We start from the raw sequence: 13,854 nt of genomic DNA, 5'->3' as shown, positions 1-13,854 counted from the left end.
CGATCCATTGAATTTCCGTTACGCCTGAGTAAGTTGACCGCAGAGTGACCATCCTGCGACCGGGAGCCGTCATGGGCGTACGCAAGGATCTGAAACGGGCCAGGCAGCGCACCGACCTGGCCAGTCGCAGCAAGGTGGAGCTGGTCAGGGACGCGGACGGCACGGTGCGTGAGGCGCGTACCGCCACGCTGGCGGCGACCCCCGCCGACGGCAGCACCGCCGACCTTCCCTTCGCCAACGCGGCCGAAGCACCCGACGCGGTCGTCCTGCGACGCAAGGAGTACGGCAGCTGGCAGCCGGTCACCGCGGCCGCCTTCGCCCGTGAAGTAACCGACACGGCAAAGGGGTTGATCGCCGCCGGGCTCGAACCGGGCGGCCGGGTCGCGGTGATGTCGCGCACACGCTACGAGTGGACGGTCCTCGACTTCGCGATCTGGGCGGCCGGCGGCCAGACCGTTCCGGTCTACGCGACCTCGTCCGCCGAGCAAGTGGAGTGGATCGTAAGGGACTCGGGGGCCCGCTTCGTGATCGTCGAGACCGCCGAGAACGCGGCCACCGTGGCCACCGGCACGGCGCGGCACCCCGAACCCCCGCGCGTCTGGCAGCTCGACGGGGACGCCATCGGTGAACTCGCCGCCCAGGGGCGGGACATCCCCGACGACGAGGTCGCCAAGCGCCGCACCACCCTCACCCCCGACACGGTCGCGACGGTCTGCTACACCTCCGGAACCACGGGCAAACCCAAGGGCTGTGTCCTCACACACGCCAACCTGCACGCGCAAGCCGCCAACACGGTCGAGTTGCTGCACCCCATCTTCAAGGAGGTCACCGGCCAGACCGCCTCGACCCTCCTCTTCCTCCCGCTCGCCCACATCATGGGCCGCACCCTCCAGATCGCCTGCCTGATGGCCGGCATCGAGCTGGGCCACTGCCCAAGCATCAAGCCCGACGAACTCCGGCCCGCACTACGGGAGTTCCGCCCCACCTTCCTGGTCGGCGTCCCGTACCTCTTCGAGAAGATCCACGACACCGGACGCGCCACCGCGGAGAAGCTCGGCCGGGGCGCCTCCTTCGACCGCGCCGACCGCATCGGGGTCCGCTTCGGGGAGGCGTACCTGAACAAGTTCCTCGGCGTGGGCAAGGGGCCGGGGCCCGGCCTGTACGCCGCCTGGGCGCTGTACGACCTGCTGGTCTACCGCCGTATCCGCAAGGAACTCGGGGGCCGCGCCCACTACGCCATCAGCGGCGGCTCCCCGCTGGACCGCAACCTCAACCTCTTCTTCTACGCGGCCGGAATCATCGTCTACGAGGGCTACGGCCTGACCGAGACCACCGCCGCCGCCACCGTCGTCCCGCCCCTGAAACCCCGCCCCGGCACGGTCGGCCTCCCGGTCCCGGGCACGGCCGTCCGCATCGCCGACGACGGCGAGGTCCTCATCAAGGGCGGCATCGTCTTCGGCGCCTACTGGAACAACCCGGCCGCGACCGACGCCGTACTGACGGACGGCTGGTTCGCCACCGGAGACCTCGGCGCGCTCGACGACGACGGCTACCTCACCATCACCGGGCGCAAGAAGGACATCCTCGTCACCTCCGGCGGCAAGAACGTCTCGCCGGCCGTCCTGGAGGACCGGCTGCGCAGCCGTCCGCCGGTCGGCCAGTGCCTCGTCGTCGGCGACAACCGCCCCTACGTCGCCGCCCTGATCACCCTGGACCCCGAGTCCGTCGCCCACTGGCTCGCCGTCCGCAAACGGCCCGCGGACACCCCGCTGTCCGAGGTCGCCCTCGACCCCGGCATGCGCGCCGACGTCCAGAAGGCCGTGGACTACGCGAACGAGGCGGTCTCCCGGGCCGAGTCCATCCGCCGGTTCGCCCTGGTGGCCGGCGAGTTCACCGAGGACAACGGCCTGCTCACCCCGTCCCTGAAGGTCAAGCGGCACGCGGTGACAGCGGCGTACGCGGCCGACATCGAGGCGCTCTACCGGGGCTGAGTACGCGCGTCGGGGTACACGTCGGGAACAGGCGTCGGGAACACGCGTCGGGAACAGCGAAGAGCGGGCCGCCGATCTGCCCGGCGGCCCGCTCTCGTGGTGCTGCGCTCAGCTGTCCTTGGCCAGGTTGCCGGAGAGCACCGGGATGTTGTCCAGGATGTGCGAGAGCGGCTCGTCGCCCTTGGCCTGGGTGGAGTTCTCGGTGCACTGCTGGTTCTGCGGGGCCGAGAGGATCGGGACGTCCTGCAGAGCGGTGACGGGCACCACGCCGACGACCGAGGCAACGTTCAGCTTGGCAGGGAGACCGATGCACGGCTTGTTCAGCGTGCCCTGCACCAGCGACATCTGGGGGCTCAGGTCGCCGCCCGTGAGCTGGTTGCCGTACTTCTGGACGGAGCCGTTGCCGTTCTCGGTGCTGACGCCTTCGTCGTTGCCGATGGCCAGCGCCTGGGGCGCGGCGGCGGCCGAGACACCGGCGATGGAGGCGGCAATAGCCGCGGTCGCCCACAGCTTCTTCATGTTCGTTCCCTTCGGTGAGCGGACTCCGTTGCAGAGCCGCGTGATGATCAACAGGGCGGCGGACGGTGCGGTTGCGGGTTGTGCCCCGTTTGGCCCAGCGCGCGAGGGAGACCGCCCGTCACGAGCACGCCAGTGAGCTCCCCCGGACGGATCAGCGGACGGTCCTCGCGCAGCTTCCCGACACCGAAACCGGGTTCCGGCCATGTGGAATCGAGCAGCGCGTGGGCCACGCGCGCCATTGCCACCGGATCGGTGTTCAGCTGCTTCAACCGGTGCAACACCGAGACCAGGAACCGCTGTTGGCGCTGCATCCTGCCGAGGTCGGTGCTGCCGTCGACGTGCCGCGAGCGGACGTACTGCAACGCCTCTCCGCCGCCCAGCCGGTGCTTCCCGGGCGCGAGGTCGAGCTTGGTGGCGGAATCCTTCAACGGCCGTCCGGTGCACACCTCGACCCCGCCGAATGCGTCGACGGCGTCCATGAAGCGCCGGAAATCGACCTGCAGATAGCGATCGATTTTCATATGCGTCATGTCCTCGACGGTGCGTACCGTGAGGGGGGCACCGCCCTCCGCGTACGCGCTGTTGAGTTTCGCCGGATGTGCCGGGAACTCGTGTCCGGAGAAAACGTCGCGATACGCGGGAATTTCGGCGAGGGAATGACGCGGCAGGCTGACGACACTGATCCGATCCCGGAGTTCCGACAGGTAAGCCAACGGGCCGCCGAGAATTCGGCGGCCCGTTGTACGCGTCGGCAGATCAGCTGCCGCTGGCGCCGTTGCCCGACAGGATCGGGATGTTGTCCAGGATGTGCGAGAGCGGCTCGTCGCCCTTGGCCTGGGTGGAGTTCTCGGTGCACTGCTGGTTCTGCGGGGCCGAGAGGATCGGGACGTCCTGCAGAGCGGTGACCGGCACCACGCCGGCGATCGAGGCCAGGTTGGCCTTGACCGGCAGACCGACACAGGGCTTGTTCAGCGAGCCCTGGACGAGCGCCAGCTGCGGGCTGTACTTGCCGTACGTGGCTTGGTTGCCGTAGATCTGCGAGGCGCCGTTGCCGTTCTCGGTGTGGACGCCGCCGTCGTTGCCGATCGCGAGCGCCTGGGGCGCCGCGGCAGCCGTGGCTCCGACGACGGAAGCGGCGACCGCCGCAGCAGCCATAACCTTCTTGATCACTTGCTGATCCCTTCTGGAGTAACCCCGTCCACCGGAGCACCTTGGACAACTGGCTCCGGCTCGCATGGTTGCTCCGTTTCACTCCAATGGCCCATGCGAACGCCCTGTTCAGCGCGTCTGCGCGCATGTTGTTCCGTGAATTCCGTGACCGTGAACCAGCCAACCGGGTGAAGCATCGAAACCAATCCCGCCGCCGCCGGTTGAGGTGGGAGCAGGAATGCGTCTCTGTGCAGGAAAGGACCGTAAAAATGCTCAAGAAGGCAATGGCTGCGGCGGCGGTCGCGGCTTCCGTCGTCGGTGTCTCGGCGGCGGCCGCCCCCCAGGCGCTCGCCATCGGCAATGACGAAGGCGTCCACACCGAGAACGGGAACGGTGCCGAGCAGTCGTACGGCAACCAGGACACGCACGGCAAGCTGAGCCCCCAGATGTCGCTCGTCCAGGGCTCGCTGAACAAGCTCTGCATCGGTCTGCCGGCCAAGCTGAACGTGGCTTCGGTCGTCGGTGTCGTACCGGTCGGCGCCCTCCAGGACGTCCCGGTCCTCTCGGCCCCGCAGAACCAGCAGTGCACCGAGAACTCCACCCAGGCCAAGGGCGACGAGCCGCTCTCGCACATCCTGGACAACATCCCGGTCGGCTCGGGCAACGGCGCCAGCGGCAGTTGATCGGTCGCACCGAAGCGGCTCGGGTCGCCCGCTGCATTTCGCGCTCGGGCCGGCCCGAGCTCTTCTGTGGTCAATTCGGCGCAGGGCAATTCGAGTGAATTCCCAAGCGGCTTGCGTTCTTTAGTTTCTTCGGCTGTCCATCCCTCGTTTACAGCCTGCAGGTCATGGTGCGAGCCGTTCATGCTGTGCTCGCTCGGTTTCGGCCGTCAAAGGGGCATGACCACAGAGAAGGGAAAGTACGTGAAGCTCAAGAAGAGCGCTGCCGTCGTCGCCGGCGTGATCATGGCTCTCGGAATGGCCGCCCCGGCCTTCGCCGACGCCGGCGCCGAAGCTGCTGCTGTCGGCTCCCCGGGCGTCATCTCGGGCAATGTGATTCAGGTTCCCGTGCACGTTCCCATCAACGTGTGCGGCAACACGGTCAACGTCATCGGCCTGGTGAACCCGACGCTCGGCAACGCCTGCGCCAACGACGACTGACGCGACGGCAGACCAGCTGCCTCGACTGTGTCACGGCCGGCCTTGGACCGCCTCTTTGGTTCCAGGGCCGGCTTTCCTTACTTCTTCAAGCAGGAAGACAACGAGATTGCGACAGACCCTGAGCAGGGGAATGGTCGTGGCCGCGGCTGCGACGAGCATCCTGTCTCTTTACGCCGCCCCCGCCTTCGCGGACGCGGACGCGAGCGGAGCGGCCACGGACTCGCCCGGCGTCGCGTCGGGCAACGCCGTCCAGGTTCCGGTGGACGTGCCGGTGAACGCATGCGGCAACTCCGTCAACATCGTCGCCGCACTCAACCCGGCGTTCGGGAACTCCTGTGCCAACGGCTCGGGATCGGACGCCTCGGGATCGGACGGCTCGCAGAGGTCGCACGAGTCGCACCGGTCGCACGGTGCGCCGCGGCACTCCGCCCCCTCTTCCCCCTCCTCCCACGATGACGACTCGTCCGGCTACGGCTACGGCTCCGGCGACTCGGGCGGCGGTTACGGCGGTGGCTACGGCGAGGACTCCGGTGGCGGTTACGGCGGGGACTACGGCGAGGGCTCCGGCGGCGGTTACGGCGGGGACTACGGCCAGGGCTACGACGAGGGCTCCGGCGGCAGTTCCGGCAGCAGCTCCGACTACGGTGACTCGACGGGTCCGTACGGCGATTCGTCCGGCTCCTCGGCGTCCGGAGAGACGCACGACTCGCCCGGCGTCGGGTCGGGCGACCACGCCCAGGTGCCGGTGGACGTTCCGGTCGGGGTCTGCGGCGACACGGTGGACGTGATCGGCCTCCTCAACCCCGCCTACGGCAACGAGTGCGCCAACGAGGACACGCCGCCGACGGGCCATGACCAGCCTCCGACGCACACCCCGCCCACGACTCCTCCGAACACCCCTCCGCCGACGGGCCATGACCAGCCTCCGACGGACAACACCCCGCCCAGCACCCCGCCCCCCACGGGCCACGTCCAGCCTCCCGGTCCGCCGCCCACGGGTCACGACCAGCCCCTTGGTCCGCCCGCCACACTGGCGCACACCGGCAGTGAGGACGTGCTCGCGGCCTCTGCCGCCGGCGTCGCCCTGCTGGCAGGAGGAACCCTGCTCTACCGACGAGGCCGAGCCGCGTCCCGCCGGTAGAAGCTTTTCGCTCTGGGTGCCGGACGCCTCGTCGCGCCCGGCACCCAAGCCGGTTCCGGAGCCTGGCTCCTGATCCGGTGTCAGTATCCGTCGCTCAGCGTCCCGCGCCGAGCTCCATGTCCGCCGCGCGCCGCTGCCGCGCCGTGGGCGCCGGGATCCGCCCGCCCGTCGGCCCTGTGCGCAACCGTCGCCGCACGCCCCGTACGAGCGTGCCCGCCGTGAAGGACGCGCCGTGCACGAAGCGCATGGCGGGGCCGAAGCCGGAGGCCGTCACCAGGCCCGCCATGAAGAGGCCCGGCACCGAGGACTCGAAGTACCGGCCGACCTCAGGTGAACCGTCGGCCACCGCCGCGAGGCTCCCGCGCAGCTCGTCGGAGAGCAGCCCGAGCCGCTCGCGGGTCGCCGTGAACCCGGTGGCCGCGATGACGTGTTCGGTCTCCAGGGACGTCAGCTCGCCGCCGCGGGTCACCGTTTCCAGCCGTACGCCACCCCCCGACGCGTAGGCCGCCGCGACCTCGTGACCCAGCATCAGCTCGACCACGGGCTCGACGCGGTCGCGCACCCACCACGCGCCCGCCGGACCCAGTGCCGTGGCCGCGATCCGGGCGCGGGTGGTCTCCGGGAGGCGGTGGAAGAGGCCGGGGCGCTCGGCGTAGAACCAGTTGCGCCAGCCGCAGCCCAGTCCGCTGTGCGGGGAGCGGGCCGACTGCCACCAGGGGCGCTCCCAGGCAGGGGGCACGTCGTTCCAGTTCAGCCGGCCGGCGCGGGCCAGGACCCGTACGCGCGTGCCCTGTTCGGCGAGCAGGGCCGCCGTCTCCAGCGCGGCCTGGCCGCCGCCGATCACCGTGACATCGCGGCCCCGGAAGCGGGAGAGTTCGCCGTGGTGGCTGCTGTGCGAGACATACGCGGGGCCGAGGCCGCGCAGCGCGGCGGGCACCTCGACGAAGGGCATGACGCCGACGGCCAGGGCGACCGTGCGGGCGCGCAGGACCGCGCCGTCCTCGGTGGTCGCCTCGAAGCCGCCGGGGCAGCCCTGGACGCGGACGACGGTGCGCTCGTCGACGTCCGGCACGGCGTTGCGGGCGAACCACAGGCCGTACGAAGCGAACATCTCGACCGGGATCGGCTCGCCGTGCCGCGCCTCCACGCCCCGGCCCGCGCAGTACGTGTCCAGGCGCCAGCGGTTCTCGGGGTCGGAGAGGCTGGACGCCCACGGCTCCGACTTGAGGAACATGCCGCGGGGCATGTGGTCGCGCCAGGACGCCATGGGCCTGCCGAGGACGCGCAGGCTCAGCCCGGCCGCCGCGGCGTGGGACGCGATGGACAGGCCGTAGGGGCCGGCTCCCACCACCAGGAGGTCGTACATCAGCAGCTGCTCGCTTTCTCGTCGTCGGCCAGGGAGTCGGTCAGGGAGTCGGTCAGGGAAATCGGCCCGCCGAGGGGTCGCACGAGCGGGGCGTCCGCCGCCGTGCCCGCCGTCGTCCGAGGCGCCGCGACGGGCCCGGGCAGCAGCCGCCGTACGCGTTCCAGCAGGCGCCGCGCCACATGGCGGCACCACAGGCCCCACATCGCGAGGCCGGGGGCGCGGTCGTCCGGGGCGTGCCAGGCCAGCTCGCACTCCTCGGCGCGCGGCCGCAGCGCGCTGAGCGGGGCGTAGTTCTCCACCACGAACGCGCGGCCCGGCAGGGGCGCCGGGTCCGGCAGTGGACGGTGTGTCAGATCCAGGTGCAGGGCGCGTACGACGTCCAGGCCGGCGCCGTCCGCGAAGAGCCGGAACTGGGCGCCGGGGCGGGGGTTGAAGTCGAGCAGGTGGTAGCGGCCCGTCGTGTCGTCCCTGCGGAAGTCGAGGTCGAAGATGCCGCGGTAGCCGAGCGTCCCGATGAGCTGTTCGACGAGCGCCTGGAGCTGCGGGTTCGGCGTCCAGCGGCCGACCGCGGTCAGCCCGGCGCCGCGCGGCCAGGCGCGCTGCTTGCGGCCCGGCCCGCCGCCGGACAGCGCCCCGGACCGGTCGGCGTACCCGTGGAAGAACCAGTCGCGGTCGGGCCCGGGCGGCAGGAAGGCCTGGAGCAGCAGCCGGCTGCCCGCCTCCTCGGCGCGCAGATACAGCGACTGCGCCTCCTGCGCCGAGCGCACCACCACCGTGCTGCGCAGCCCCGCTCCGGCGGGCACCAGCCAGGGGCGGCTCCACTTCGCCACCACCGGCAGCCCCAGTTGCCAGGCCGCCGCGGCCGCCTGCGCCGGGCTCTCCGGGACCAGCGTCACCGGGTGCGGAATGCCCACGCTCTCGCAGACGGCGGCCAGTTCGGACTTGTCGGCCACGCGCTCGGCGAGCGGGCCGGGCTGCTGCGGCAGCAGATAGCCGTGGGTGAGTTCCTCGCGCAGCCGGCCCACCGCCACGGCACTTGCGTCATCCATCGGGACCAGTACGGCGGGGCGGGATACGCGGGCGGCCACTCGGCGCAATACGGTCACGAATTCCGTGGCGGATGAACCGGGCGGTGGCGGGGGATGCATCTCACAGACAAAACGCGATCTGCGTACGGGACTTCCCTCGGAATCGGCGACGACATGCACCTCCACGCCCGCTCTGCCGAGTGAGCGTGCGGCCCCCAGCGTTCCATGGTGAAAGGGATTCCGGTCGATCCGCAGGAGAACGGCAGGGACGCGGGTGTCAAGAATCGGCACGGACAGTTTCCTTCGGATCGGTCACACGCGCGAGTGAACGTCACGGTCGAAGGCCGAAGCCCCGGTTGGCGGAATGGGTATTTATATGACTGGGTGTCAGTAGCGGGAAGGCAAATCTGAGCGTCAAGCACGTGGTGTGCAACGAGCGCAGCGAATAAAACGGAGCAGCAAAGTGGAGAGAGGAGCAGACATGGCCCCACAGCAGCAACGGCCCCGGAGCAGACCGCTGGCGTGCGTCGCGGCCGGTATCGTCGCGTCGGTCGCCCTTGCGTCGGGTCCCGCATACGCCGTGGGTGCCGGGGTGGTGCGGGTCGCCGATCCTCCGGCGCCGACACCGACGTCGGTGACTCCGGCGTCGGTGACGCCGCCGGCCGCCTCCTCGACCACCGACGTCGTGGCACCGCCCGCACCGGACGTCACACCGGCGACCGTCGAGACGCCGGCCCTCACGCCGCCCGCCACGCCCGCGGAGACCACAGCGCCCGCGGCCGAGCCGAAGCCCACCGGGGAAGTCCCCGCCATCGGCGCCTACCTCGACTTCGGCCCCAGGGGTATCGCCCGGATCGAGCAGCTCAGCAACTGGCTGGGCGGCGCCGAGCTGCGGGTCGGGCACACATATCTGCCGGGCGACCGCTGGAGCAACATCGAGGGCAGGCCCGGATTCCTCGACGCCTGGGCGGACTGGCGGGAGGAGAAGGACGACCGGATGCTCGTCCTCAACGTGCCGATGCTGGAGCGCAACGAGGAGCATGTGCCGGCCGCCGAGGTGCGCCGCCTGCTGCGCGAGGGAGCGGCCGGACAGTTCGACCACCATTTCCGCGCGCTCGCCGAGCGGCTGGTCGAGCTGAAGGTGCCGGACACCGTCATCGTGCTCGGCTGGGAAATGAACGGCACTACGTACACCCATCGCTGTGGTCCCGACCCGGAGGCCTGGAAGAAGTACTGGAACAGAATCGTCACCACCATGCGGGCGGTGCCGGGACAAAAATTCCGGTTCGACTTCGCCCCGAATCGCGGCCAGGACGCCATTCCCTGGACGCAGTGCTATCCGGGGGACGACACGGTCGACATCATCGGCATGGATTCGTACGATCAGCCGGCGGGGCTGTCATTCGACGAGCAGGTGAAAGAGCCGTTCGGCCTTCAGGCGCACGTGGACTTCGCGAAATCCCACGGCAAGCCCATTTCCTATCCTGAATGGGGTCTCTTCCGCAACGGCGACAACCCGTCGTACATGAAGCGCATGCTCGCGTGGATGGACGAGCACAAGCCGCTGTACAACACGCTCACCGACTACTGCCCGCACGGCGTGTGGCAGTGCGGACAGAACCCGAAGGCGTCCGAGGTGTATCGCTCGGCGCTCTTCGGCCGCACCGACACCACACCCGACCCCACGCCCGACCCCACACCCGTGCCGACCGTTCCGCCCACGCCGGTGCACCCGCCCAACTGCTCGCCGCTGGACCTGGGCGACTGGGTCGAGTACTGGCTCGGCGGGAAGCTGTGTCTGCGCTTGGACTGGTGGTCGCGCACCCGGTGAGACCGGGAGGGTGGCAGGTCGTTCAGGACCTGCCACCACCGCGCTCCCTCCAACGGTGCACCAGCTCCTTGCCGCGGCGCCGCGCGGCGACATCGCAGACCACGGCCGACATCAGTGGCGCGGTGCGGCGCCGGGCGAGGAGCAGACGCTGGTTGACGACGGGGTCCGGGCGCCAGTGGTGCTTGTACGGCTCGTCGCCGCGCAGCAGGCTCAGCGCCCCGCGTCCGCCCGCCTCGGTGTGCTGGGCGCAGGCGTTGAGCAGCATCACCGCCACATCCGCCTTGCGTTCGCGCAGCCCCGGATGGGCGCCGTACAGATAGCCGCCCGCCATGCTCCGCGACAGCAGGGTGAGGTCCACGGCCATCACGGTGTCGTCGAGCCGGAACTCGGTGACGACCGCGTCCCCGGAGCGCACCATCGGGCCCACCGACCGGACCAGATGCTCGGAGAACCGCTCCTGAAGGTGCTCCGACGTCACCTTGCGGCCCTCCCACTGCAATTGGTGCAGCTCCAGCAGCCGCCGCAGCGCCGCGTCCACCTCGTCGGGGTGTACGGCGTGCTGCTCGACCCCCAGCGCGGTGAGCTTGCGCAGTTTGGCCCGTACGCGCTGGGCCTTCGCCGACGGGAGCCGGCCCACCAGTTCGTCCATCGAGGTGGCGGGCAGCTCCAAGCACAGCGAGTCCCGCACCCGGCGGCGCGGTCCGCGCCAGCGCTCGTAGATCCGCTCCACCGCACCGCCGGGCCGCACCTCGCGGAAGTCGATCAGCGCGGTGCGGGCGGCCGCGGACAGCCCCTCGGTGAGGGTCGCCGCCGCCCGGTCGCTGTGCTCGTCGTCGATGAGTACGTCCCCGTAGTCGGAGATCGCCCCGCCGAGCGGGACCAGCGCGGGCAGCGGCCGGCGGACGCTCATCAGCGGCGCGACCGCCCGGAGTTCACCGCCGTCGCGCACGACCACCAGGCGCAGCCGCCCGGGTGTGCCGTACGAGAGCCACCAGGAGTGCAGCCAGGCGTGGCTCTGGAACGGGGTGGCCGCACCGCACCGCCGGTACAGGCGGCCCCAGGCCGGGCCCAGCTCGGCGAACTCGCGTTCGTCGGTGCAGAGCTCGGCCCGCAGCGCCCGGCCGGCCCCGGTCCTGATGCCGGCTCCGGTGCTGATGTCGGCCCGCAGAGTGCCGCTCACAGCTGCCTGTGCACATCGGCGGCGGGGGCCGGGCTCGGCACGGAGGCCGGGCGTGCGGAGTCCGCGGTTCGCCGGGGGCGCACGAGCAGCAGCAGCCCGCCGAGCAGCCCGCCCGCGCTGGCGCCCACCAGACCCGTCACCGTCGCCGGGGGCGAGGACGCCTGGGTCGGCGTCACCGCGCGGGAGAACGAGACGAGTTTGATGTGGGTGGTGTCCTGGCTGTCGCTCGCGTGCTGGGTCAAGGAGCGTGAGACGGCGTTGGCCATGTCGGCGGCGAGGTCCGGGTGCGCGGAGGTGGCCGAGACGGCGACCATCGGGGCGTCGGGCGAGGTCGCGGTCTGCACGCTCCGCTGGAGCGTCTTCACCGGCACTCCGGCCCACACCTGCGCGTCCCCGAGCACGGCGAGCTGCGTGGCGACGCGGCCGTACGCCTGAGCGAAGCCGAGCGCGGACGCCGGGTCCCCCTTCTTGGTCGGTACGGCGATGACGTAACTGGTGGCGGTGTACGTCGGGGTCTTCATCACGCCGTACGTGCCGCCGAGCAGTCCGCCGAGCACGGCGCCGGCGGCGAGCAGGGACCACGGCGGCAGGGTTCTCGCGCGGGCGAGGGTTCCCGTCGGGCGGTGGCCTCTGGTGGGGTTTTCGGTCATGAGCAACTCACTCTCAGTCAGGTTCAGGAGACAGCGGCCGCGTACACGTCCATGAGCTGTGCGGCGCTGCGCGTGATGCAGTAGTGGTGGGCGGCGTGCGGTACCGAGCGGGGCGCGGGGCCCTGCGCGCGGACCCCGGCCAGGGCGCGGGCGAACGAGTCCGCGCCGCCCTGGACACGGCGGGCCCCCCGTGCGGCGCCCGGGGGCAGGTCCTCGACGGCCGGGCAGGAGACGTACAGCACCGGCAGTCCGGCCGCCATCGCCTCCACGACGGCCAGCCCGAACGCCTCCTCGGCGCAGGGCGAGGCGAGGACGTCCATGGCGGCTATCAGCGACGGCAGATCCGCTCCGGGGAAGCCGCCGGTGGGGCGCTCGCCGGTGAACAGCACCCGGTCCGCGACCCCGGCCTGCTGCGCGGCCCGCCGCAGCACGCTCTCCTCGTCGCCGCCGCCGACCAGCAACAGCCAGTAGTCGCCGGTCAGTTGGGACAGCGCGCGGATCAGGACGTCGAACCGTTTGGCCGCCGTGAGCCTGCCGATGCCTCCGACGACGTACGCGCCTTCCGGCAGTCCGAGCCGGCGGCGGGTGCGTTCGCGCAGCAGCGGGTCGAAGCGGAAGCGGGCCACGTCGATTCCGTTGGGCACGATCTCGATGCGGGGTCCGGGCACGCCCCAGCGGCGCAGCCGGTCGGCGACGGTCGGCGAGACGGCGACGGTGGACCGGCCCAGGCGCTCGCTGGCCAGGTACAGCGCGCGGACGCCCGCGCTCAGCCTGCGCCCCTCCATCTGCGAGTCACCGAGCGAGTGTTCGGTGGCCACGACGGCCTTCACCCCGGCGAGGCGCGCGGCGAGCCGCCCGTACACGCAGGCCCGGTAGAGGTGGGTGTGCACGAGGTCGTACCGGCCGGCGCGGATCACCTTCACCAGGCGGGGGAGCGCGGCCAGGTCGCGGTTCCCGGCCATGCCGAGGTGGATGACGCGTACGCCGTCGTCGGTGAGCCCCTCGGCGACCGCGCCCGGGTTGGTGAGCGTCACCACGTCGCAGTCGACGGGCAGGTGCTTCAGCAGCAGCCGCAGCTGCTGCTCCGCGCCGCCGACGCCGAGGCCGGTGATGATGTGCAGGGCCTTCATCAGACCCCCTCGACCGGGCGTCGGCGCACGCGGTGCAGCCGGTGCTTGAGCAGCAGGCGTACGGCGGTGTCGTTCTCGCCGATGTGGACGCGGGGCAGGGCGTGCGGGCCGGTCAGCGGGCCGGGGTCGATCGCGCAGGCGTACGTGTATCCGGCGCCGCGTACGGCGTCGACGACCCGGCGGTCGAGGGTCCCGTACGGGTAGCAGAAGCCGCCGATGTGAGCACCGATCAACTCCGAGAGCACCGCTCTGCTTCCGGCGACCTCGGCGTGCAGGAGCGCGTCGTCGGCCTGGGTCAGATCGACATGGGTGAGTCCGTGCGAGCCGACCTCGATGCCCTCGGAGGCGGCGGCGAGCCGGATGCCCTGCTTGCTCAGCAGCGGCTTGCGGGGGCCGCGCGGATCCCAGGCGTTGTCGCCGCCCATCCGTCCGGGCAGGACGAAGAGGGTGGCGCCGCAGTCGTGGCGGTGCAGTAAGGGAAGGGCGGACTCGACGAAGTCGGCGTACCCGTCGTCGAAGGTGAGACCCACCAGGCCCTCTCCCCGGCCGCGGGCGCGGGCGGCGAGCAGATCGGCCATGCTCACACCGCGCAGACCGCGCCGCCGGAGCCACCGGAGCTGCTGGTCGAGGCGGTCCGGGGAGACCGTGACGCGGTACGGGTCGTCGGAGCAGTCGCCGACGGAGTGGTACATGGCCACCCAGGGGAGCG

General features: G+C 71.1%; 14 protein-coding genes. 5 read left to right on the top strand and 9 right to left on the bottom strand.

Annotation, left to right across the window (positions count from 1 at the left end; translation table 11 throughout):
- The first annotated feature begins 71 nt into the window (after window positions 1–71).
- The gene (locus tag AB5J50_RS18685; RefSeq protein ID WP_369259487.1) at window positions 72–1,991 is read left to right on the top strand and encodes a long-chain fatty acid--CoA ligase; all 1,920 of its coding nucleotides are present in this window, start codon (window positions 72–74) and stop codon (window positions 1,989–1,991) included.
- A 108-nt stretch (window positions 1,992–2,099) separates the two neighbouring features.
- Here the strand turns inward: AB5J50_RS18685 and AB5J50_RS18680 are convergent, their stop codons facing one another.
- From AB5J50_RS18680 to AB5J50_RS18670, 3 genes are read right to left on the bottom strand one after another with little or no spacing between them, the layout of a single operon-like run.
- Window positions 2,100–2,510 (bottom strand): rodlin, encoded by a 411-nt coding sequence (locus tag AB5J50_RS18680; protein ID WP_369259485.1) that lies wholly within the window; start codon window positions 2,508–2,510, stop codon window positions 2,100–2,102.
- A gap of 47 nt (window positions 2,511–2,557) precedes the next feature.
- On the bottom strand, window positions 2,558–3,223 hold the full coding sequence (locus AB5J50_RS18675; RefSeq protein ID WP_369259483.1) for an LCP family protein: 666 nt from the start codon (window positions 3,221–3,223) through the stop codon (window positions 2,558–2,560).
- Window positions 3,224–3,266: 43 nt separating this feature from the next.
- Window positions 3,267–3,680, bottom strand: a complete 414-nt coding sequence (locus AB5J50_RS18670; protein WP_369259481.1) for a rodlin — start codon at window positions 3,678–3,680, stop codon at window positions 3,267–3,269.
- Between the two features lie 248 nt (window positions 3,681–3,928).
- Here AB5J50_RS18670 and AB5J50_RS18665 point away from each other — a divergent pair, with 248 nt between their 5' ends.
- The 3 genes from AB5J50_RS18665 (at window position 3,929) to AB5J50_RS18655 (ending at window position 5,960) form a co-directional block, all read left to right on the top strand.
- Window positions 3,929–4,342 carry a rodlin gene (locus AB5J50_RS18665; RefSeq protein ID WP_369259479.1) on the top strand — a complete coding sequence of 138 codons (414 nt, stop codon included), beginning with the start codon at window positions 3,929–3,931 and terminating at the stop codon, window positions 4,340–4,342.
- A 216-nt stretch (window positions 4,343–4,558) separates the two neighbouring features.
- Entirely contained in the window at window positions 4,559–4,819 is a 261-nt protein-coding gene (locus AB5J50_RS18660; RefSeq protein WP_369259477.1) for a chaplin, read from the top strand.
- 130 nt (window positions 4,820–4,949) lie between these two features.
- Window positions 4,950–5,960, top strand: a complete 1,011-nt coding sequence (locus AB5J50_RS18655; protein WP_369265438.1) for a chaplin family protein — start codon at window positions 4,950–4,952, stop codon at window positions 5,958–5,960.
- 94 nt (window positions 5,961–6,054) lie between these two features.
- Here the strand turns inward: AB5J50_RS18655 and AB5J50_RS18650 are convergent, their stop codons facing one another.
- Together AB5J50_RS18650 and AB5J50_RS18645 are read right to left on the bottom strand one after the other, a co-directional pair.
- Window positions 6,055–7,326 (bottom strand): NAD(P)-binding domain-containing protein, encoded by a 1,272-nt coding sequence (locus AB5J50_RS18650; RefSeq protein WP_369259475.1) that lies wholly within the window; start codon window positions 7,324–7,326, stop codon window positions 6,055–6,057.
- Complete coding sequence (locus AB5J50_RS18645; RefSeq protein ID WP_369259473.1) at window positions 7,326–8,645, bottom strand: ATP-grasp domain-containing protein; 1,320 nt, start codon at window positions 8,643–8,645, stop codon at window positions 7,326–7,328. The genes AB5J50_RS18650 and AB5J50_RS18645 overlap by 1 nt, the downstream gene beginning before the upstream one ends.
- A 190-nt stretch (window positions 8,646–8,835) precedes the next feature.
- Between AB5J50_RS18645 and AB5J50_RS18640 the strand changes: the two genes are divergently transcribed.
- A complete protein-coding gene (locus AB5J50_RS18640; protein WP_369259471.1) occupies window positions 8,836–10,185 on the top strand; it encodes a glycosyl hydrolase in 1,350 nt (449 codons plus the stop codon).
- 22 nt (window positions 10,186–10,207) lie between these two features.
- On the opposite strand, the gene AB5J50_RS18635 is transcribed toward AB5J50_RS18640, so the two are convergent.
- The 4 genes from AB5J50_RS18635 to AB5J50_RS18620 form a co-directional block, all read right to left on the bottom strand.
- Window positions 10,208–11,299, bottom strand: coding sequence for a GNAT family N-acetyltransferase (locus AB5J50_RS18635; protein WP_369265437.1), 1,092 nt, complete (start codon window positions 11,297–11,299; stop codon window positions 10,208–10,210).
- Between the two features lie 62 nt (window positions 11,300–11,361).
- Window positions 11,362–12,015: a lipopolysaccharide biosynthesis protein gene (locus AB5J50_RS18630; RefSeq protein WP_369259469.1), complete on the bottom strand. Its 654-nt coding sequence runs from the start codon at window positions 12,013–12,015 to the stop codon at window positions 11,362–11,364.
- A gap of 23 nt (window positions 12,016–12,038) precedes the next feature.
- Entirely contained in the window at window positions 12,039–13,145 is a 1,107-nt protein-coding gene (locus AB5J50_RS18625; protein WP_369259467.1) for a glycosyltransferase, read from the bottom strand.
- Window positions 13,145–13,837, bottom strand: coding sequence for a polysaccharide deacetylase family protein (locus tag AB5J50_RS18620; protein ID WP_369265436.1), 693 nt, complete (start codon window positions 13,835–13,837; stop codon window positions 13,145–13,147). The genes AB5J50_RS18625 and AB5J50_RS18620 overlap by 1 nt, the downstream gene beginning before the upstream one ends.
- Window positions 13,838–13,854: the final 17 nt, after the last annotated feature.

This window comes from Streptomyces sp. R35 (assembly GCF_041053035.1).
GTDB lineage: Bacteria > Actinomycetota > Actinomycetes > Streptomycetales > Streptomycetaceae > Streptomyces > Streptomyces lutosisoli.
This window is presented reverse-complemented; position numbering and strand designations above follow the sequence as displayed.